16 protein-coding genes are annotated in these 21,074 nt (G+C 50.2%); 11 read left to right on the top strand and 5 right to left on the bottom strand.

Translation table 11 applies throughout. From position 1 onward, the window contains the following. Positions 1-161: 161 nt before the first annotated feature. Together AMF_RS05965 and AMF_RS05960 are read right to left on the bottom strand one after the other, a co-directional pair. Positions 162-1,616: a metallophosphoesterase gene (locus tag AMF_RS05965; protein ID WP_010267167.1), complete on the bottom strand. Its 1,455-nt coding sequence runs from the start codon at positions 1,614-1,616 to the stop codon at positions 162-164. Positions 1,617-1,687: 71 nt separating this feature from the next. Then, positions 1,688-2,254: a hypothetical protein gene (locus tag AMF_RS05960; RefSeq protein ID WP_010267166.1), complete on the bottom strand. Its 567-nt coding sequence runs from the start codon at positions 2,252-2,254 to the stop codon at positions 1,688-1,690. 247 nt (positions 2,255-2,501) lie between these two features. Here AMF_RS05960 and AMF_RS05955 point away from each other — a divergent pair, with 247 nt between their 5' ends. Next, the gene (locus AMF_RS05955) at positions 2,502-4,130 is read left to right on the top strand and encodes a ribonuclease J (protein ID WP_010267164.1); all 1,629 of its coding nucleotides are present in this window, start codon (positions 2,502-2,504) and stop codon (positions 4,128-4,130) included. Between the two features lie 6 nt (positions 4,131-4,136). Continuing rightward, entirely contained in the window at positions 4,137-5,462 is a 1,326-nt protein-coding gene (gene tolB, locus AMF_RS05950; protein WP_010267163.1) for a Tol-Pal system beta propeller repeat protein TolB, read from the top strand. A 24-nt stretch (positions 5,463-5,486) separates the two neighbouring features. Here the strand turns inward: tolB and murD are convergent, their stop codons facing one another. Next, complete coding sequence (murD, locus tag AMF_RS05945; RefSeq protein WP_010267161.1) at positions 5,487-6,851, bottom strand: UDP-N-acetylmuramoyl-L-alanine--D-glutamate ligase; 1,365 nt, start codon at positions 6,849-6,851, stop codon at positions 5,487-5,489. A 416-nt stretch (positions 6,852-7,267) separates the two neighbouring features. Between murD and AMF_RS05940 the strand changes: the two genes are divergently transcribed. After that, entirely contained in the window at positions 7,268-7,924 is a 657-nt protein-coding gene (locus AMF_RS05940; protein WP_010263037.1) for a COQ9 family protein, read from the top strand. An 87-nt stretch (positions 7,925-8,011) separates the two neighbouring features. Then, positions 8,012-9,550 (top strand): HlyD family type I secretion periplasmic adaptor subunit, encoded by a 1,539-nt coding sequence (locus tag AMF_RS05935; RefSeq protein WP_010263034.1) that lies wholly within the window; start codon positions 8,012-8,014, stop codon positions 9,548-9,550. 194 nt (positions 9,551-9,744) lie between these two features. Here the strand turns inward: AMF_RS05935 and AMF_RS05930 are convergent, their stop codons facing one another. Next, positions 9,745-11,373: an ABC transporter permease gene (locus tag AMF_RS05930; protein WP_010267159.1), complete on the bottom strand. Its 1,629-nt coding sequence runs from the start codon at positions 11,371-11,373 to the stop codon at positions 9,745-9,747. A 327-nt stretch (positions 11,374-11,700) separates the two neighbouring features. Here AMF_RS05930 and AMF_RS05925 point away from each other — a divergent pair, with 327 nt between their 5' ends. The 7 genes from AMF_RS05925 (at position 11,701) to sucD (ending at position 17,671) form a co-directional block, all read left to right on the top strand. Then, on the top strand, positions 11,701-12,228 hold the full coding sequence (locus tag AMF_RS05925; protein WP_010263030.1) for a cytochrome b: 528 nt from the start codon (positions 11,701-11,703) through the stop codon (positions 12,226-12,228). Positions 12,229-12,230: 2 nt separating this feature from the next. Further along, the gene (locus tag AMF_RS05920) at positions 12,231-13,247 is read left to right on the top strand and encodes an NAD(P)H-dependent flavin oxidoreductase (RefSeq protein ID WP_010263028.1); all 1,017 of its coding nucleotides are present in this window, start codon (positions 12,231-12,233) and stop codon (positions 13,245-13,247) included. Positions 13,248-13,429: 182 nt separating this feature from the next. Then, positions 13,430-14,062 carry an SCO family protein gene (locus tag AMF_RS05915; protein ID WP_010263025.1) on the top strand — a complete coding sequence of 211 codons (633 nt, stop codon included), beginning with the start codon at positions 13,430-13,432 and terminating at the stop codon, positions 14,060-14,062. Positions 14,063-14,121: 59 nt separating this feature from the next. Next, positions 14,122-15,138, top strand: a complete 1,017-nt coding sequence (locus tag AMF_RS05910; RefSeq protein WP_010267155.1) for a substrate-binding domain-containing protein — start codon at positions 14,122-14,124, stop codon at positions 15,136-15,138. 107 nt (positions 15,139-15,245) lie between these two features. Continuing rightward, positions 15,246-15,509: a 30S ribosomal protein S21 gene (gene rpsU / locus AMF_RS05905; RefSeq protein ID WP_010263017.1), complete on the top strand. Its 264-nt coding sequence runs from the start codon at positions 15,246-15,248 to the stop codon at positions 15,507-15,509. Positions 15,510-15,611: 102 nt separating this feature from the next. Next, a complete protein-coding gene (sucC, locus tag AMF_RS05900) occupies positions 15,612-16,778 on the top strand; it encodes an ADP-forming succinate--CoA ligase subunit beta (RefSeq protein ID WP_010267152.1) in 1,167 nt (388 codons plus the stop codon). Positions 16,779-16,786: 8 nt separating this feature from the next. Continuing rightward, complete coding sequence (sucD, locus tag AMF_RS05895) at positions 16,787-17,671, top strand: succinate--CoA ligase subunit alpha (RefSeq protein ID WP_010267151.1); 885 nt, start codon at positions 16,787-16,789, stop codon at positions 17,669-17,671. A gap of 706 nt (positions 17,672-18,377) precedes the next feature. On the opposite strand, the gene alaS is transcribed toward sucD, so the two are convergent. Continuing rightward, positions 18,378-21,026: an alanine--tRNA ligase gene (gene alaS / locus AMF_RS05885; RefSeq protein WP_010267149.1), complete on the bottom strand. Its 2,649-nt coding sequence runs from the start codon at positions 21,024-21,026 to the stop codon at positions 18,378-18,380. Positions 21,027-21,074 lie beyond the last annotated feature (48 nt).

Raw genomic sequence — 21,074 nt, 5'->3', positions numbered from 1 at the left:
AAAAGCGCTACCCACGTCCCCGGGGATAGCAAGAGCAGCTCCACTTATAAGGGAATCGTAAACCCCAGTCAATACAATTCTGATTTTTTTTCACCTGTTCTTTACATCCAAGATAAGCGCGCAACACCGCGTGTTATGCCGTCTGGGCATAGTTGCTTCACCTACTTGCTGTATGGTGGTTCGTTGGTAGGCGTAGGAATAGCAACTAAAAATTTTTTGGACTTCTCGCCACCGACACCGTGGAACGTGACCGCAGGCTCCCCACCACGCGTGACGGAGTGATCTCGGCCGTCAATGGGAATATCAACACTGCAAAACCCGAACCCACCTAGCGTGCTCACGTCATCAATAACAAAGCCTGCAAGAGCCAGATTTCTGTACGCGGACTTTACCATCTTGTTTAGGTTGACGCCCACGCTGCCTCCCCAGATAGGCGAAGATAGGGCTTCTTCCCTGAGTTTTACGCTCTTGGGTGCGTAGAGGTGTGCACCCCCGTTACCGGAGATTATCTGCGTTATTGATCTAATGCCTACACGTCCGGACCCGGGCTGAAGGCCTGCCCCTCCTCCCTTGCCACGACGTTCGTCCCTGCGCACTGATAGAATCTGCGCGAAATGCACGTGGCCAGAAACTACAGCAACAAATTCTTCAGGCATAACTTCCGCAACGGCTCTGGTCTGCGGAACATTGCCGTAATACTCCATCCCACGTCGCAAATAAGCCCATAGGGGCCGATGTGTTAGTAGCCACATTTGCGAGCTTCGGGCTGAGGAGTTTATACCCTCAAGGAATTTCTGCCGCATATTTTGAACATCGCTACCGCGATAAAAAATCTCATCACTTGAGGAAGAGTCATATATATAGAACCCCACATCACCCATATCCCAATGTTTCAGGTGAAAAACCCATGGATCGGTGATTTTCTCGCAGTTCTTGTAGCGCTGCTCCGAAAGCGGATACGCATCCAGATATCGAAACCAGCCTTTGTACGCCCGGTTGCAATTTTCGTGATTTCCACGAACAAACAGGAAAACTAGCTTGTCCGATACCGATTGCAGTGGAGACAACCAGTCTTCTACCCAGGTTGAATATCTATCTCCATAAATGTGTTTGTCGCACTTTGATTCATCAGTGCACTCTGCCTCCCTATATAGATAGTCTCCAACGTGCACGACCAGGTCAGGATTTTGGTTTGCAATCCCGCCTAGTACATCCCTCAGTGGCCACTTGCTGGGTGATTTGCAGTCTTGCTCCAGCAACCTTGATACTCTGCATCCAGTGTCCCCAACAAAAATGATTCTGGCAAGCCCATGCCGGCCGTGGTTAGTGCGCATGCCGATGTCTGGCAGGCTTCTGTCGCCAATTTTTATCACCCTGGGAGTGGAGGATGGGGAAAGCAAGCTCTCACACACCTGATCTTCGAACACCCCGGGCTCAGGATGCGCCCTTGTGTCCATCTTCACAACGTGAGAGCCAACATGTAAGTCTGGGCAGCTCTCACCCGAAGGTACAACCGCCCTAACGCTCAGCTTGCTGCCTACTGCAATCTGGGACCAGGAAAATAACACCTCTGCAGCCGACCACGTAGGCAAAACGCACAGGGCAAGCAGCAACATGCAAATTCCCGAAAGTCGGGTACGAGGAGCTATCGACATATGGCGATTATCTCATTACAAACACTACAAAACTATGCCAACTTCACGCCAGGCGCACTAACCCTGGAGCTCGCATACTCATCTACCCACAACGTCACATCACCTACAAGATCGTTAGACCCATTGTTAAGAACAGGCAGGCAGCCTTTGCATAACCCCGAAAGCGCTAGCAAAGTTCTGAAGACGACGCGTGCACACCAAAGTGATAGAAGTGTGAAGCAAAGAGCTACACACAGGGTTGGCATCCATCCGGGTGTAAGCTCACCAGTGAAGTCCACACCCGAAAATTGCACAGAACACAAGAGCATCGCTGAAAGGACGACATTAGTCAAGCCATACAACATGGGAGCGCACTGCACCAAACACACCGGTCGTCGCTTTCCGCCACCAACACATTGCTCCAAGCAGCTATACCGGGTAACAAACAGCAGCGCCATCGCCACGGCGAGCCCAGATAACGCAATTATGGCAACCTTCGCGCACTCAGCACCCAACAACCAGTAGTTGCTCATAAGCAGTGACAAAGCCGCAGTGGCCTGCAAAAGGTGGAGGAGCGCCCCCATCTGCACCATCCCATAAGCTGTAAAACCATGCCCCATAAGCAACCATCAAAAACCGAGGACGGCCATATACACATCTGTGCGGAAATACGCGCCACAACCCGAGCGGTATCCGCAGGCAAACAATCAAAACCCAAATGATCTCTGCGATAGCAAATGTGAGACGGCTTGGTCGGGTCCTTTGTACCTCCTCCAAAATTCATAAGCAAATGTTTTTCTTTAAACACGCGCACATGTGTGCTATCTATGGCCGGTATTTGGGTTGTATTGTTTTGTAACTTTAGTAATGGATTTTGGTAGCGGGTTTTTTTTTCTACCTTTGGGTGGCGTAGGCAAGATAGGTATGAACGTCACGCTGTATCATGCTCACGGAAAATGGATAATTGTTGATTTGGGCTCCGGGTTTGCTGACGGCGATACAATGCCTGGGGTGGATATGGTTGTCGCCGATGTCAGCTTCATAAAGAAGAAACGCAAGGATCTGCTTGGGATAGTTTTGACCCACGCGCATGAAGATCACATAGGGGCCATACCCTACCTGTGGGCGGATCTCAGATGTCCTGTGTACACCACAAAGTTCACTGCAACTTTGCTCAGAGCAAAGTTGGCTCAGTTTTCGATGAACGTCCCAATTGAAGAGGTGGATCCAGCATCTAAGTTGGAGCTGGGGCCTTTTGTGCTTGAGTTCGTTCATATGACGCACTCCACCCCCGAGATGCATGCGGTGGCCGTCCATACAGATTTTGGAAGCGTGCTCCACACTGGAGATTGGAAGCTAGATACTGACCCTGTTGTGGGTCCTATGTCTGATACAGACAAGCTCAAGCGGCTTGGAGACGACGGGCTGTTGGCTGTAATTTCTGACTCAACCAACATATTTACCGAGGGCAGGTCGGGCTCCGAAGGGAGTTTGTATGAGAACATTCTAAGCATAGTGAAAGCGAGCAAGCGCAGGGTGGCCGTTGCGCTTTTTGCCTCGAATATCGCCAGGATCTGCACACTTAGCAAAATTGCCAAGGCATCTAACCGGGAGGTTGTTGTCCTGGGTAGGTCGCTAGCAAGGGCGATACAGGCCGCAAGAGATTGCGGGTATATTGACGATAGCACAGAGTTTCTCGATGCAAAACAGGCTGGGAGTATACCAGCCAAAAACGTGCTGTACCTCTGCACCGGTTGTCAGGGCGAACCGCTCGCCGCAACTGCTAGGCTTGCTAGTAAGTCTCACCCCTTAGCCGAGCTTGGTGAGGGGGACACTGTAGTTTTCTCTTCAAAGATAATTCCTGGCAACGAGAGGCGCATATTCGGGGTTTTTAACAAGCTTGTGAGGATGGGCGTTGAGGTGGTGACAGAGTTCACCGAGGGCGTGCACGTATCCGGGCACCCGTCCCGGGAGGAAGTTCGCACTCTGTATTCCCTCACGAGGCCGAAGTTGTGCGTCCCCGTACACGGGGAATACATGCACATGTATGAGCACGTTAAGCTAGCCAAGGAGTGCGGCATAAAGGGTTGTGTGGTTTCGGCTCCGGGAGACGTCATTGACCTGGTTGAGGGGAAAAAGGTAGGCTCTGTAGGTTGTGGAGTTTTTGGGATTGACGGCAATTTTCTGCGCCACCCTGAGGGCAGCGTGATGTCTGCACGTAGGAAAATGAGGAATGCCGGAATGGTAGTTGTCACCCTACTCATGAATAGAGAGCATGAGCTGGTCAAGGAGCCGATGGTCATTGCCCCGGGGGCATTAGACAGCTCCGAAGACAGAGTGCTGCTGAGCGAAATGGCAAGGAAAATCGGTTCTGGGCTTTCTAACTCAAGGCCGAGGAACGTGAAAAATTATGTCAAAGACGTAGTATTCGGGTCCCTAAAGGGTATTTTAAAGGACAGACCCCTGGTTGAAGTGCAGATGGAGTACGTGTGGTAGGTTGAGGTGCGGATTTTCTTCTTTGCTTACGTACTTCCCACCGTCATTTCGCTTCTGTTGGGTTGTCAGGGAGCTGTAGCCGCGCTTGGCGTTGACATCACAAAGGGCAATACCGAAAAGGTTAAGATCTCAGTAGCGCCGATGCATTCTTCCACGAACCTTGAGAAGGAAATAGGAAAGAGTTGCATCAGAGTGATGCTACGTGATTTAAACAGCACTGGGATATTCGATGCGAGCTGGAAGCTACCCGCAGGGGGTTTTGGTACCACATCGGAGGGGATGCCTGATTCCAACGCTTGGACGTCTGTAGCGAAAGACGTCCTAGTAACTGGAAGCATTAAGGAGTTCGCTCAAGGCAGAGTGAAGGTAAAGCTGTTCATATGGGACGTGGCCTCAGGTAGGCAGCTGTCCGGCAAATCTTTCAACTTCGCTACGGGAAATTGGCGGCGTGCCGCACACTCTATGTCTGATAGCATATACAGCAGAATTACTGGGGAGGGCGGGTATTTCAACACCCGCATAGCGTACGTGGCAGAAACTGGGCTACCTGGGTCCAGGAGAATCGCAATAATGGACCAGGACGGCGCCAATAACATATACATCACCGGCAGGGGGGAGTTCGTCTCCACTCCCAGATTTTCTCCTGACGCGCGGAACCTGGTGTATATGTCGTATGCAAAATCCGGCGGCAGTGTAGTTCTGCATGACCTAGAAACTGGCTACTCGACTGCGCTCGGGGGGGTTAGAGGAGTGAATTCCTCGCCAAGGTTTTCCCCAGATGGCAGGCACGTTTTGCTGTCAGAGTCTGCGCAGGGCTCCACAAACATATACTCGATAGACCTGAAAAGTGGGAAGTCTACTCGGCTCACTAATGACAGATCCATAAATACCTCGGCTTCTTATTCGCCGGACAAAAAGTCCATAGTGTTCAACTCAGATAGAAGTGGGAGGCCGCAGCTTTACGTTATGAATGCGGATGGCACCAACCAGCGCAGAATTAGTTCTGGCAAGGGTGGATATTCTGCCCCGGCGTGGTCACCCAGGGGGGACTGGATAGCCTTTACCAAAACTGAGGGAAAGAGCTTCCACGTGGGGGTTATGAAGCCTGACGGAAGTGGGGAGAGGCTTTTGGCTAAGGGGTACATGGTTGACAGCCCCTCTTGGTCCCCAAATGGCCGGGTGATTCTTTTCACGCAGCAGGATCCTCCATCTGCAACCCATCCGTTCAGGTCTAGGCTCGTAACTGTCGATATAACTGGCACCAACACACAGATTTTGGATGTCCCGACCAATGCTTCCAACGCCCATTGGTCGCCTGTACTACGCGAGTAGTGTGGGAGGGAAAACACTGGGTCTTTATTGGGTGGTAGTACTGCACAACTTGTGGGGTGCTGCAAGCTCGGCCACAGCCGCACAAAATGCATCCCCCCTCTCCTCAAAATTTTTCCATTGATCTAACGAACTGCAGGCCGGAGACAGCAGGACAGTGGCCTTAGTCCCACTTGCAATCGCCTCGGCAAACGCAATTTGCACGGCATTATAAACATCATAACACATGACATGCTCAACTCGAGCTCTTTGCAGGCTCACAGCAAACATATCTGCCGCTTCTCCCACCAAGAAAGCCTTGCGTATGCGGTTTGCGTATAAGCTGAGAATAGGCTCTATTCCGCCATCCTTGCTCTTCCCCCCAGCAATCCAGTACACATTTTCCCTGCTCACCAGAGCCTTCGCAACTGAAGCAGCAGTTGTCGCTTTACTATCATTGACGAAGGTAACGTTAGCAACTTCTGCAACAACTTGGTTACGATGCCGCAATCCAGGAAACTCCCTGATAGAGGCCATAATCACTTCGTCAGACACTCCTAAGCTCTTCGCCACAGCATAAGATGCGGCAATATTTTCAGCATTACTCGCACTGTCAATTTTCAGGCCGCCAATTTCTGCAACTCTGCCCTGAAAGTATATGCGGCCATCCAGCACCGATACGCCTCTAGCAAGTTTTTTCCCGCAGGAAAACTCCACCATATTCCCTACATTCTCACACAGATGCGCAGTGTTACTGTCCCCACAGTTGGCCACTAAAAGGTTACTAAATTCCAGTATTCTCCCCTTCGCGGCGATATAGTCAGCCATATTTGAATAAACGTCCAAGTGATTCGGTGTTATGTTGAGTATTACCCCAACATCCAAATTTACCCCGCGCATAAGCTCAAGCTGGTAAGAAGAAAGCTCCAGAATGTACGCAGCCTTTCCCTGAGGAAGTGAGAGAACTCCCTTCCCTATGTTTCCCCCCGTTTCTGAGTCAATCCCCGCGCGGTTCAGGATCCACCCAATCAGCTCTACAGTGGTGGATTTTCCGTTGGTACCAGTCACACCGATTAGACGCGCTGGCCGAGAACGGCAGAATATTTCAACATCGGAGGTTATGTGGCAACCCGCACGTTTAGCCAGCTTAACAACCCAGCTCTCGTTGCAGCGAGAGTGTGGAACACCTGGGCTTAGAACTAGCTCGGAAATTTCATCCCATCGGTACTCATAAGGGTGCACAAACTCGCACCCAGCGCAAAGTTCCCTATTCTTACGCAAGACACACTTATCGTCATCCCAAGCTAGAACGCGCGCACCGCTTTGAACCAGGGAACATACGGTAGAGATGCCCGTTTCCCCCAAACCAAAAACAGCAACTTTTCTCCCGCGATAGTGGGGCAGCAAAGCCATATCTTGAACCTACCTACCCCAATAACACCCGCAACTACGGGGCGGCATGGTACAGGTAAGTACTGCGGCTGTCAATACGCGGAACCGCTGCATCGAGCAAGTATTTAAGGGAAGTCACATAAATGGCACAAACAGTCTGAAATTAGCGGGCGAGTCTTCCTGGCGCCGAGATTTAGCCTGCCTCGTCGACGCAATGCGCGTTCGTGAGCTTCACAGATGTCTGATGCCGACCCACACACCTGCAGGCTGTGTTATGCAGCACACTCATGGCAAACAGCCCTCAGGTGGCCAGACCATAACCCCGTTAGTAGGGCATTATACCCTGCAATTGTTGGTCGCAGCGTAGAGTAAAACTAATTGCATGTATTTCGTGCACATACGTGGTACAATCCTGCGGTTGCTAATCTTGCCTGGCTATGGAGCATACTACAGACGCATCGCACAGCTTTGAAAGCCACGAGGTGCGCAGGATAAGTGACGAGGCTATATCGCTCATACCACACATGGGGGTGAGTGACGAAACTCTGCGTGAGGCTTGCAAGAGGCTGGGTTTGGAGAACAGCTTTTGCAAGTTCCACAGGGGTATATATGACGTGTTGGAATATTTCCATGAAGAGCTGATAGACTCAATTACCCGCTCTTTTCAGAGCAAAAGCCCGGATGAGTTGCCGAGGGTGCGTGATAAAGTCGGCTACCTGCTTGAGTTGTGTATACTATATAACGCTTCCCTGCCAAATTCCAGACAGCTTGTGAAGTCCGTGCTTCGCTTCGCTTTGCTGCCTCATAATACCTGTTTTTTCGCTTCTCTTGTCTTCAAAGTTATGGATACGGTTTGGCATTTGGCCGGGGATTCCGCAACTAATTTCAGCTACTACACAAAAAGGTGGACTGCTGGCTCTGTTTACATTTCGTCACTTGTATATTTGGTGCGAGATTCCTCTGAAGATGCCTCGGAAACCCTGTCCTTTATGCACCGACGCATCGAGTCGGTGATTGCACTGCAGAAGTTAAAAAACTCCGCCAGAAACATGCTGCCGAGAGTGTTGAAGGTTTTTGATGCACGCTTCGATTAGTTAAAGCGTGTTTGGCATTTGCGGTAAATACAAAAATAAATTTCTGCGGTGGCCTTTTCGTGGTATTAAGTCTGCTCTGTTCTTTCCATGCCCGGAATTATGTACGGTAAAATTGCTAAGGCGATGTCCATGGCGAAGTTGGACTTCTCCCTGCCCAGACTGCTAGGACACAACTCCCTGCACAAAGAAAGGGAGAGTGGCACCGAGGGGTCCAAGTTTGTGGAAAAGTCGCTCTCCATAGTAGACAGGGTTATAAGTTTTGTATTTAGAATCGAAAAACAGGGTGAAAATGAGGCTCTCAAGGCCTCATGGGGTCCACTGCTTGTGGGATTAGTCGTTGTGATAGCGTTCTTCGGCTTCTTCGGCATATGGGCGGCAACTGCTCCACTAGACGGCGCCGTCATAGCACCGGGAGAGGTAGTCTCGTCTCTAAACAGGCAGGTAGTACAACATCTTGAGGGGGGTATAATTCACCAGATACTAGTGCAGGATGGAGACGCAGTCAGCAAGGGCCAGCCTCTTGTGCTTCTTAACGACACAGCAGCGAAAGCTAACCTGGGGATAATCAAAGAAAAAATGCTGGTCTTACTCGCGACAGAGGCGCGGCTGCTGGCAATCAAAAACCGCTCCGGAAGTATTGACTTCCCTGCAGGAATCCACGATTTGTCGAGCGCGGATGTGGTAGATAAGGTGCTGGGAAACCAGAGGGAGCTGTTTTACTCCCAGAGGAAAAGTGTATCCGGTCAGCTGAGTATACTGGAGCAACGCATAAAGCAGTTACACCAGGAGCTGTCGGGGCTGGCCGCTCAGCTTGAATCAGAAGAAAAGCAGTATAAACTGATCAGCGAGGAACTTGAGGCAAAAAAGAGTTTGCTCGAGGAGGGGTACATAAGCAAGCCCTATATACTAAACCTCGAACGTACACAGGCCGACGCGGAAGGGAAGCTTGGCCACATCCGGGCTAAAATCGCAAGCGCAGAACAGAAAATCGGGGAAAATCAGTTGGAGATGATCCACATTACGAACACCTTATTAGACAGAACAAACTCCGAGCTTAAGGAAACCAACGCTTCGGTGACTGACTTAAGGGAGAGGTTAATGGCCGCCGAGGACGTGCTGAAGCGTACGGTGATCAGATCTCCGCAAAATGGTATCGTAACCGGGTTGAGGTACCATACGGAGGGGGGAGTAATACCCCCCGGGGGTGCAATACTTGAGGTGGTCCCGGCGGATGATGATCTCATAATAGACGCCAAAATACCCACCAGGAATATAGAGGAAGTTCTGTCGGCACGTGCCGTTGAAGAGAACTTGGTCACCAGCGGTGAGCACAGCGGATTGCGAGCTAAGGTTAGGCTTAGTGCCTATAACATCCGCAAGTTTGGGCTAATTGATGGTATAGTGACTCAGGTCTCGGCAGACGCGTTAACTGACTCGAGCGGTGTAAAGTATTACTCACTTAGGGTGGTGATTCCTAAGTCAGCGCATTCAGGAAAATTCAAAAATCTCAAGCTGTATCATGGAATGCCTGCAGAAGTGTTTGTGGTGACGCGTTCCCGTACTCTGTTGAATTACCTGCTGACGCCCATAACTAGCACCTTTGAAAAGGCATTCAAGGAGAGATAGCAGCAAAGGCCGACCTAAATCCAAAACAGCAGTCACAGGCCTGTTGGGTTTATATGATATAGCAATAGGTACTACGCACTTCCAATCGAGGCTAGAACTTTCGGTGTTTAAGCCACACGTAATCATGGCACACTACCATGTCGTTTCAGTACGCCGGAGCCGCATTTTGCAGCATAGCAACGCCCTGCACCCGCTCAAGACACGTACTCATTTATCCTGTTCTCGCGTACCTTGTCGTTTTGAAATACTTGGCAAAGCACAATCACCGACAAGAGCCCCATAAGCACGATTGCCAGCGCATACGGTGCGGCGTCCATAGGCCTTTCATCCGCAACCAATTCATAGATGCGTGTGGCCATAGTTTCAAAATTGAACGGCCTTATTATTAAGGTTGCAGATAATTCCTTGATGGTATCGACAAATGCCAGCAAAAAGCCCACCATCACGCTTTTTTTGATCATGGGGATGTGTACCCTAACGCAGGTTGAGGCGGCACCGTGCCCCATCAACATCGAAGACCAGTCTACCTCTCTGGGAATCTTATTCAGTCCGGACTCGATCGGGCCTACAGACAGGGCAAGGAACCTGAACGTGTAGGAGTATAGCAAGCCGACTATAGTGCCAATAAGCGCAACATTGAGAAACTTCTCGCTGATAAGCTGAGACAGCTTCCCTAGCAAAATCACAATCCCAACCGCGGTTATGGTGCTGGGAATCGCGTATCCCATGGAGACGAACCTCACCACGTAAGACAACCCCTGCCTACCCCGGGTGAGGCAGAGCATAACTATGGCGATTGTAACCACTATTGTGGCGGTGATAAGCGCGATTCCCACACTATTGAGCACTACGGGAAAGAACTCAGCGTAGTTTATAGTGGGCAGCCTTTCCAGCGTCCAGTATATTAGCGGCGCTACCGGCAGTACGAACCCCAAAAACACTGCAAGCAGGCACACGAAGTATATGAAGGCTATAACCAACTTGCTGTTGAAGTGCCATCTGTAGCAGTAGTTAGTGTTCATCTTGATGGCGGAATAGGAGTCTTCATCGCGACGCAAAAACTTTTCTGCTACCATGAGCAAAAATACGAAAAAAAGCGCCAAAAGTGCCAGTATGCACGCAGAGTATTTATCGTGCAAAAGAAACCAATGTCTGTATATTCCCGTGGTAAGCGTGTTTATGGTCAAAAACTGCGGGGTGCCAAAGTCTGCTATCACTTCCATCAGTACCAGCGACACGCCCGCAACCATAGACGGCCAAACGGCAGGAATCACGACGGATGTCAAAATTTTGTACCTAGAGCAGCATAGTGTAGTAGCAACGGCTACGCTGTTCCTGATCGCAATAAATGCCGTTCTGGCGAGCATATATACGTATGGATACAGGTTAAACCCTATAATTAGGGTGCAAAAGGCCAACGATTTTACATCGGGAAAGTAATAGTCACCCTTCTCCCAGTTAAAAAACTCCCTCAGCGTGCTTTGTACCGGGCCGGCGAACCCGAACATGTTCACGTATACATAGGCGACTATATACCCAGGTATTGAGAGCGGTAAAAATAGCGCCACCTCAAATATCCTGCGCCCGGGAAACGAGTAGTAAGTTATGAACCAAGCGCTCATAACTCCTATGAGCGCCACCACGGCTCCGACGCCTACCATGAGTGCCCCAGTGTTAAAAACGTACTCGGGCAGTAGAGTGGCAAGCAGACCGAAACCCTTTCCGCTTTCCGCAAAAAATACGACCACCAGGGAGAAGACGGGCGAAGCAAAAACTAGCGCCAGTACCACAAAAAAGAGATGCCTAGAAAACCCCAATAACACTACGGCACTGACACTCCCTCAACCAACTGTCGTGGATTATAGTTTATATTTTTACTGGCACCACTGAAAAATTTTGGCAAAAATTCGCTGGAGGGCACAGCCAAAAATCCACCACAACGTGCCTGCGCCATCAGTCCGAAATATAAGCAGCGCTCGTGACGGGATTGTGCTGCACCATGCGCAATGCTACCAGATGCACAGACTGCTGGGTGATATTATGCTCGCACTATCCTGGATATGGCACAAACCATCGCACAGATTTTTGTTGCCGCGCGTGCAATCTCGTGGTACACACGCGCTGTCTTTAGTCGAGTGCAGGGGTTGTCTATGGCGGGCGATAGGTTTTCTTTGCCGGTCAGGGTTCTTCACTGGGTTATGGCTTTGGGAATCATAGGAATCTTGACCTTGGGGTTTCTCATGGTGTACGCTCCCCCCGCTGAGGAGTCAACCAAAAAGCTGATGTACATGGTGCATAAGGCATGCGGGATGGTGGCTCTGGCCTTGCTGGGAGTGAGGGTTGTGTTTCGTCTTCTTTGCACCACTCCGCCTTATCCAGAAGGGATATCAAAAACCTCCATTGTCCTGGCAAAGGCAACTCATTTCGTGTTATATTTGCTCATGCTGTGCATACCCGTCTCAGGATATGTTATGTCGTCAGCGGCTGGGCGTCCGGTATACATGGTGTACTTCTCAATACCGGCCATAGTGCCGAAGGATGAGTCGGTCTCGGCGTTTTTTGCCAGTGTGCATGAGGTTGCGGTTTTCACGCTAATTTTTGTTGTCATATTGCACGTTCTCGGGGCAATAAAGCACATAATATTTGATAAAGAAGACGTTTTTAAGAGGATCATCTGAAAGTGCTTTCACGTTTGTGGAGGAAGGGGGCGGACTTCTTAGGTAGCGAGTTTGCCATCATGGGGGGAGCAATGAGTTGGGTGTCGGAGCCCAATCTCGTGTCCGCGATATCAAATGCGGGCGGCTTCGGAGTGTTGGCCTGTGGCGCAATGTATGCTCAGGAGCTACAAGCCGCAATAGAGGAAACCCAGCAGCTAACTGACAAAAATTTTGGAGTCAATCTAATTGTCATACACCCAGATCTGGACAACCAGATTGAGGTCTGCGTGCGTGCAAAGGTTTCTCACATAGTATTGGCAGGCGGAATCCCAACCAGCAAAACCCTAGCCTTGATCAAACAGTCCGGAGTGAAAAGCATGTGCTTTGCACCTTCACTTGCCGTCGCGAGGAGGTTGGTCAGAATGGGCGCGGATGGGTTAGTGATAGAAGGCATGGAGGCGGGCGGCCATATCGGCCCGGTGAGCACTTCGGTACTAGCTCAGGAAATCTTACCATTTTTCCGGAAGAGTGAACAATTGAGTGACTTCCCGATTTTCATAGCCGGAGGCATAGGCACGGGAGACATGATAAGCAGCTACCTGAACATGGGAGCAAGTGGTTGCCAGATAGGGACTTTGTTTGTGTGTTCGCACGAATCTAAGGCACATCCCAAGTTTAAAGAGGTGTTCATAAAATCCTCTTCCAGAGACGCGGTGCCGTCTGTACAGCTTAGCAAAGACTTCCCCGTAGTACCAGTAAGAGCCATAGCAAACGAAGCGAGTACACGCTTTCTCGAATTGCAGCGCGAAGTTATATCACTATATAACCGCGGGGAAATCTCGAAAGAAGAAGGACAGCGCAAGATTGAGAGATTTTGGGCCGGGTCGTTGAGGAGGGCCGTTATTGAAGGTGATGTGCATGATGGCTCTTTGATGGCCGGGCAGAGCGTTGGCTTCGTTACAGGCATAAAAAGCGTAAAGCACATTATGGAAGACCTGGTCAAGGAAGCTGAAAGTTGTTTGGCGCCTTCCGACCGTTAGCCTCACTGCGTGTTGTGTGGCTACACGCTTTTTTCGGGTTACTGATAGAGGTTGCCTTGTGTTTTGTATACTCAGTTGCGCCTGGCGCTTGACCAACCTGGGCATAGGTGCTACGATCGCGCCTGCTCGTTTTGCCGTCCGGCAATGTGGCGCATTTTTGAGTGTTCGTTGGGGTGTGATAGATGAGAATTTTCAAGATTGTGTCTAACCTTCTGCTGTTCGTTGCTGCCGTGTTCCTGGGGTACTCCTATGTGAACAAGAAAGGCATTTTCAGCAAAATCGGCGAGAGGTTTACCACTTCCGAAGTTGTAAGTGAGGGCATAGCCTCCGCGTCTTTCAACAATTTGGTTAATCACGAGGGGGTCACCGTCAGTAGCGGCGATTTTGGCGGCAAGCACATGTTGGTAATATTCGGCTTCTCAGCCTGTAAGTACACGTGCCCTACCGAGTTAGGCATGGCTTCTCAGCTCCTAAGTAAACTAGGCGACCATGCCGATAAGTTGCAAGTTGTGTTCATAACTGTTGATCCGAAAAATGACACCGTAGCCAAGCTTAAAGAGTACCACAAGTCTTTTGATGCGAGAATTCAGATGCTCACAGGCGAAGAAGCAGACATAAAGAGCGTGGTTGAAAACTACAAGGTGTATGTGGGCGACAAGAAGCCAAGTGATGGTGATATCGACCACTCAACGTTCATGTACCTCATCAATGGGAAAGGCAGGTATGTCGGGCATTTTGCGCCAGATTTTAACGCGTCTGAGGGCCAAGGCGAGGAGCTGTTTAAGTTTGTCAGCGGTCACATGCTTAATTCTTAGTTAAGCATGGCAGTGGTACAGTTTCGTGTGTCGGTCGTCCTTGTGAGGCAGTAGAAAGTATGGGGCTTTGGGGGCTTTCCTTTGTGGCGTTTGTCGCGCTTGCGTTAGGAGCTGGGGCTGACCAGATCAGGGTGGTTGGCTCTTCCACCGTGTTCCCATTTATCTCTTCTGTTGCCGAAGAGTTTGGTAGATTCTCCGCCTATAGAACCCCCGTCATAGAGTCCGTGGGAAGTGGCATGGGCTTTAACATGTTTTGCGCTGGCAGCAGCAGTGATACACCAGACATAGCCATGTCCTCTAGGCGCATCAAGGATGCAGAAGTCGAACTTTGCGGCATGAATGGCGTGAAGGACATGATCGAGATAGGTCTGGGCTACGACGGCATAGTCGTGGCAAGCACAAAACAGAAGGAAGAAGTTGATTTTTCTTTGGTGGACCTGTTCGGTGCCTTGAGCAAATACAGCCTATCTGATGAGTATGGCAAGGTCCCCCTAAACAAGCATAGCATGTGGTCGGAGGTACGTCCTGGCTTGCCCGAACACGAAATTGAAATTTACGGCCCCCACAAAAATACTGGCACGTATGACATTCTCGTCGACACTGCAATCAGTGGAGTGTGCATGAGCGCTAAGAACTTTGTGGACTCATACCCAGACTGGGAGGAGAGAAAAAGGGTTTGTAGCAGCATAAGAAATGACGGAAAGTACATAGAAGTTGCTACCAGTGAGAATGTGGTAATACACAAGATATCAAAAAACAGTAACGCCTTTGGCATATTGAGTTTCAGCTTCTTGGTGAAGAACCAGGGAGAAATACAGGGAAACAAGGTTGCCGGCGTTGCGCCCAGCTATGACACAATATCCTCCGGAAAGTACGTGCTGTCCAGGCCGATTTACATCTACGTAAAGAAAGAGCATTTGGATACCACTCCTGGGTTGAGGGAGTTCGTCAAGGAGGTGATGCGCCCAGAATCGATTGGGAGCTCTGGATATCTGGTAAACCTGGGCTTCGTACCTCTGCAGAAGGAGCAACTAGAGCAGACAAGCCAGAGGGTGAATGAGCTCCTGGCGGGGTGATGTTGTTGCTGTCTGGTGGTGATGCCCTAGGTAAGAAAAAGTTTGACCATATGGGCTGTTGTGTTATCATGTGGCTCCGTATCGTTTAGTCTTTGAGAGGTTTTAGCTTGGTTGAGGTTGTCGTATATCACGGAGATATAGAGCAGGGCATACGCACCCTAAAGAAGAAGCTTCAGAGGGAGGGTAAGCCGCGGCAGATGAAGATAACTCACCATGAGAAGCCCTCTGAGAAGCGCGCTAGAAAAAGAGATGATTGCGAGCGAAGGCGGAAGAAGCTTCACGGCGCATCTTCTGAGCCTAAGCTTGGGAGGTTTCAAATAAGCGCTAGGCATTTCAACATTCGCAGGCCTTTGATCTCCGATGATGGGTAGTTTTTGCATCCTGGGTTTCCCGCGTTGGCAGCGTAGTTCATATGTGCCCGCTGCTGCTGTCGCGTTTGTGTGCGGTCTTTGTGTTTTACAGGAGCAGTAGTTGTGAACGTTCATGAGTTTCAGGCGAAGGGTGTTTTGAGTAGCTTCGGTGTTACCGTGCCCCGGGGTGTCGTGGTTGAGTCGGTAGAGGAGGTTGATCGCCTGTTAGGAGATCTAGCTCCAGGCTTGGTGGCGGTGAAGGCTCAGATCCACGCCGGAGGCAGGGGTAAGGCCGGAGGCGTTAAGATAGGAAAGACCAAGGACGAAGTGAAGTCGCTCGTGAAGCAGATGCTGCACTCCGTTCTGATAACACACCAAACTTCTCCCGAGGGGCAGAAAGTCAACAAGGTCTACTTGGAAGAAGGGGTTGACATAGGCAAGGAGTATTACATAAGCGCGGTTGTAGATCGCAGCGTTGGCAGGGTCAGTATTATCTTCTCCAGTGAAGGCGGGGTTGATATTGAAACGGTCGCAAAGGAGCGCCCCAATATGGTCTCTGTGGTGCATGTTGATCCCCTATATGGTTTTCGTTCCTTCCACGGGCAGGAGTTGTGCCGCCGGTTTGGCCTTGGCCCCAAGCAAGTCTCTGGTGTCGTGTCTATGGCGCGCAAGATTTATAAAGTTTTGGTGGAGACGGACGCAAGCCAGGTAGAAATCAACCCTATGGCTGAGACGTCTAGTGGTGAGTTTCTCGCGCTAGACGCGAAGATTGCGTTTGACGACAATGGGTTGTATCGCAACCCGGAAATTGCAAAGCTGCAAGACCCAGATGAGTACGCGGCTGAGGAGCTGGAAGCTGCGAAGCACGGGCTGAGCTACATAAAAATGGACGGCAATATAGGCTGCATGGTAAACGGCGCGGGCCTCGCCATGGCGACCATGGACATAATAAAGTACTACGGTGGAGAGCCGGCAAACTTTTTGGACGTGGGCGGAGGTGCAAACCAAGAAGCAGTGCGTGAGGCTTTCAAGATAATACTACAAAGCGGTGTGAAGGGCATACTGGTAAACATATTCGGCGGAATTATGCGTTGCGACGTAATAGCCAAGGGTATAATAGAATCCACCAAGGAGATTGGCGTGGACGTACCGCTCGTGGTCAGGTTGTCCGGCACTAATTTTGAGATTGGGCGGAAACTCCTGGATGATTCCGGTCTCGGGATAACCGCGGCAGCAGATTTGGACGAGGCCGCCAGCTTTATTGTTAAGATGGTAAATGAGAGAAGGTAGGGGCGCGCATGTCTGTTTTGGTGGACAAAAACACAAGGGTTATATGTCAAGGCTTTACCGGCTCTAACGGGACTTTTCACTCCGAGCAGGCGATTGCCTACGGCACTAAGGTGGTTGGCGGAGTAACCCCGGGTAAGGGTGGTACTACACACCTTGGGCTACCGGTGTTTGACACTGTGCTGCAGGCAAAAGTCGAGACTCAGGCAAATGCAAGTGTGATATACGTCCCTGCTCCGTACGCCGCTGATGCGATATTCGAGGCTATAGAGGCCGAAATTGAACTCATAGTTTGCATTACAGAGGGCATACCCGTTCTTGATATGGTGCAGGTAAAGAGGGCGCTTGCTGGCTCTAAGAGTCGGATGATTGGCCCGAACTGCCCCGGAATAATAACACCCGAAGAGTGCAAGATAGGCATTATGCCGGGGTACATCCATAAAAAAGGTAACATAGGGGTGGTTTCCCGTTCTGGAACCCTAACCTACGAGGCAGTGGCTCAGACCACAGCAGTGGGGCTGGGCCAGTCAACTTGCATAGGGATTGGGGGGGACCCAGTTCATGGAATGTCATTCCTAGATTGCGTTCAGCTGTTTTTGGAAGATGAAGACACCCACGGTATTGTGATAATAGGCGAGATAGGAGGCTCTGAGGAAGAGGAAGCAGTAGAGTTTCTCCAATCCTCAGGCACAAAAAAACCCGTGGTAGGCTTTGTTGCCGGACAGACCGCCCCTCCAGGCAAACGTATGGGGCACGCCGGCGCCATATCCTCTGGAAGTTCAGGCACGGCCAAGGGCAAGATCGAGTTCATGAAGCGCGCCGGAGTCGCCGTGGCAGAAACCCCGGCAGTAATAGGAAAAACTGTTCTGGATGTTATGGGAAAGCGCAACTCGTAGCAGTAAAAGCTGCGGCACCACCCCTGTGGCTCCCAAAATAGTGAGCCCGCACGTGATAGTGAACGCGCTTCTGGGGCTATGACGTCTTGGGGCACAGCCATCACCCCGCTTAGTATGGCAAACAACACCTCTTGCGGCCGCCGTAGCCTGTATGCAAAGTGAGCTCGTTCTGGGAACAACTCTCTAATGCTGATTTGCTGCAACAATCACGTGCTATGCTTAGCTACCGCAAAAGCTGCGATACGTACTGTGATGTTGCTATATGTAGCGCAGCAAACTCTGGAGGTTATAACGGCTTGGGGGTGTTGCCATCACCCCGCTTAGTATGACAAACAACACCTCTTCGCCGCTGTAGCCTATATGCAAAGTGAGCTCATTCTGGGCGCAGCTCCCTACGGCTTGCCCCATGCTATTTACTATATAAAACAATACGTAACACTCGCCGCTACAGCCGCAGCACATATTGTGAGGTTCTAGATATAAATTATAATTATAGATACTTGAGAGGCTGTGATGGATTTAGTGCCTCATCTATGTTCTGTTCGACGTAGTTCCCAAACTTTTGTGGGAGTTTTGGTGCTCTACCTCCGCATCCATCATCGGCAGTGATGCCGTAACAGGGAATGTTACCCAAGCCAGATTTGAAGCCCCGGGCACAGGAATGCTGCATCACTTGTTGTTGCTTGTCGCTTAGGTTGTGGCGATTTCAGGTCGGGAATGCCGCCGTCACCTTATTTAGTATAGTAGACAACGCCTCCTGCACATTACCAACCTCTAGACTAACTCTAGCAAGACCGGCGTTCCCCCCACCCTTACCTTGTAAATCCGCCAGGGTTTTAACCAGCTCTGAAGCGCCAAGCACCTTGCTGGCAGTGTCACCAACTCCAATAATGAGGACAGCCTTGCCGTCCACAGCTGTAGCTATCGCAAAAATTCCACGCTCGGCTTTCCTCGCACTCTTCATGAATTCCATTATTGCGTCTACTGGAATCGTAGGAAAATAGCCACAGTGCAGCACAACTCCAGCACCACAGTTTACCGGGCTGATAGAGCTTTTTATAATTTCGTGCCAGGCGCAAACTAGCTTTTTTTTGAGTTCAAGCTTCTCTTTTAATAACCGCTCCAGCCCCTCTGAGACCTCGCCCACAGGCACCCCAAGACGCTCTGAAATATGCAGCAATATATCTCCATCTTTCCTAAGGCCATCAACCACAGATTGTCCAGTGATTGCCTCAATCCTGCGAACCCCCAAAGCAATGCCAGATTCCGACACTATTTTAAAGGCGCCTATGTCACCGGTATATCTAACATGGGTCCCGCCGCACAACTCTTTAGAGTCACCCATGCTGACCACCCTCACGCTGTGCTCAGAATATTTTTCCCCAAAAAGCGCAATCGCTCCACCCTGCACCGCTGCCTCAAAACTGCAGTGATCGGTAAGCACCGGCTTATTGGACATTATCCTGCGGTTTACTTCTCTTTCAATCAGCGTAATCTGCTCTTTGGTGAGCGCAGATGCGTAGTTAAAATCAAACCTAAGTTTGTCCTCGGCAACCAGCGAACCCTTCTGCTGAATGTTCCCGTCTATATGCGTCCTGAGTACACTGTGCAATATGTGAGTAGCCGAATGGTTGGCCTTGAGACGCTCTCTTCTATCTACGTCTATGGCTGCATCAACTGTGTCACCAACATTAAACACTCCACTGGTAATCGTACACTCATGAATGTGCAAATTGGATGCCTTCCTCGTGTATGTAACCTCAGCAATATTTACGCCACCAGAGTTGTTAACACCAGAAACGCCTGTAATCGAGCCTTTGTCGCCCTCTTGCCCTCCTGATTCAGCGTAAAACGGCGACACATCCAGCAATAAACACGCCCTCTCACCGGAATTGACTGACTGCACAGCCATTCCATCACGCGTTATGGATAAAACAGAGGCTTTGGTAGAGCAACAATCGTATCCCACAAAGCGCGTATTCTTGTGTTGCGCCTGCAACTCTTCCCACAACCTATGAGAAGCATCTTCACCAGACCCCACCCAGTGCTTGCGAGACCTTTCCTTCTGCTCTCCCATGCCTTTATCGAAGCCTTCCTGATCAAATTTCAGGCCTCTTTCTTTGGCAATGTCTAGAGTAATGTCAAGAGGGAACCCGAACGTGTCATACAGCTTGAACGCAACATCTCCAAGCAGCACCTGACCCGGCAGTAGGCCACCTATTTCTTTTTCTAGTAGGGCCATACCCCTGCGCAGGGTATCCACAAAGCCCTCCCCCTCAGACCTCAGCGTGGACGTTATTGACTGTTCACACCTAACCAGCTCTGGATACGCATCACCCATATACCCTGCACTGCCCTCTTTGGTAAGCACAGGCAATACTTCATGTATGGCAACATTGCTCGGGTCTAGCTGATATGCGTATCTTACCGCCCTCCTTATTATGCGCCGCAAAACATAATTTCTACCCTCATTCCCTGGTGACAGCCCCTCAGAAATCAAAAATGCGGCGGCTCTTATGTGGTCAGCTATCACTCTGTGTGCAATAGAGTTATTCGGAGAACCAAAAACATCCTGCGATTTTCGAATAACAGCCTTAAACAGGTCGGTATCGTAGTTGTCACAAACGCCCTGCACTACCGCTGCGGCCCTTTCAAGCCCCATGCCGGTGTCTATACATTTGTGAGGTAACGGGTTCAGCTCACCATGTTCATCACGGCAAAACTGCATGAACACAAGATTCCATACCTCGGTAAACCTGGGCCCATCGGCGTCTTTAGAGCCGGGCGGGCCGCCTTGTACGTGTTCACCATAATCGTAGAAAATCTCAGAGCATGGCCCGCAAGGGCCGGTATCACCCATACTCCAGAAGTTATCACTAGTGGAGATTTTTATTATCCTATCATCTGGAAACCCAGTAATCTTTTTCCATATATCAAACGCTTCTTGATCCTCGCTATATACCGTAATCCACAGTCTGTCCTTACTTAGGCACATTTCCTCAGTGACAAAACGCCATGCCAGCTCTATGGCGCGTTCTTTGAAGTAATCACCAAAGCTAAAATTGCCCAACATTTCAAAAAACGTGTGATGCCGGTTCGTGTACCCGACATTTTCAAGATCGTTGTGCTTACCACCAGCCCTCAAGCACTTCTGGCTGGAAACTGCAGTTTTTGCCCCGTCAACACTGCTACCAGATGTGAACGCCTGTTTGAATGGTACCATGCCGGCACTGGTAAAGAGCAGTGAAGCATCACCCGTGGCGACCAGCGGCGCAGATGCGTAAAGCTTGTGTCCATTCTTGACAAAAAATTCCAGAAACTTTTTTCTAATACTACTTAGCGAGCCACTACTCATACACGAAGCTTAAAGTGATGTACAAATCCGGACATAAGTATTAGCATA

The organism is Anaplasma marginale str. Florida (assembly GCF_000020305.1).
GTDB classification, from domain to species: domain Bacteria; phylum Pseudomonadota; class Alphaproteobacteria; order Rickettsiales; family Anaplasmataceae; genus Anaplasma; species Anaplasma marginale.
The sequence above is the reverse complement of the archived record's forward strand: the minus strand, read 5'-3'. Positions and strand labels throughout refer to the sequence as shown.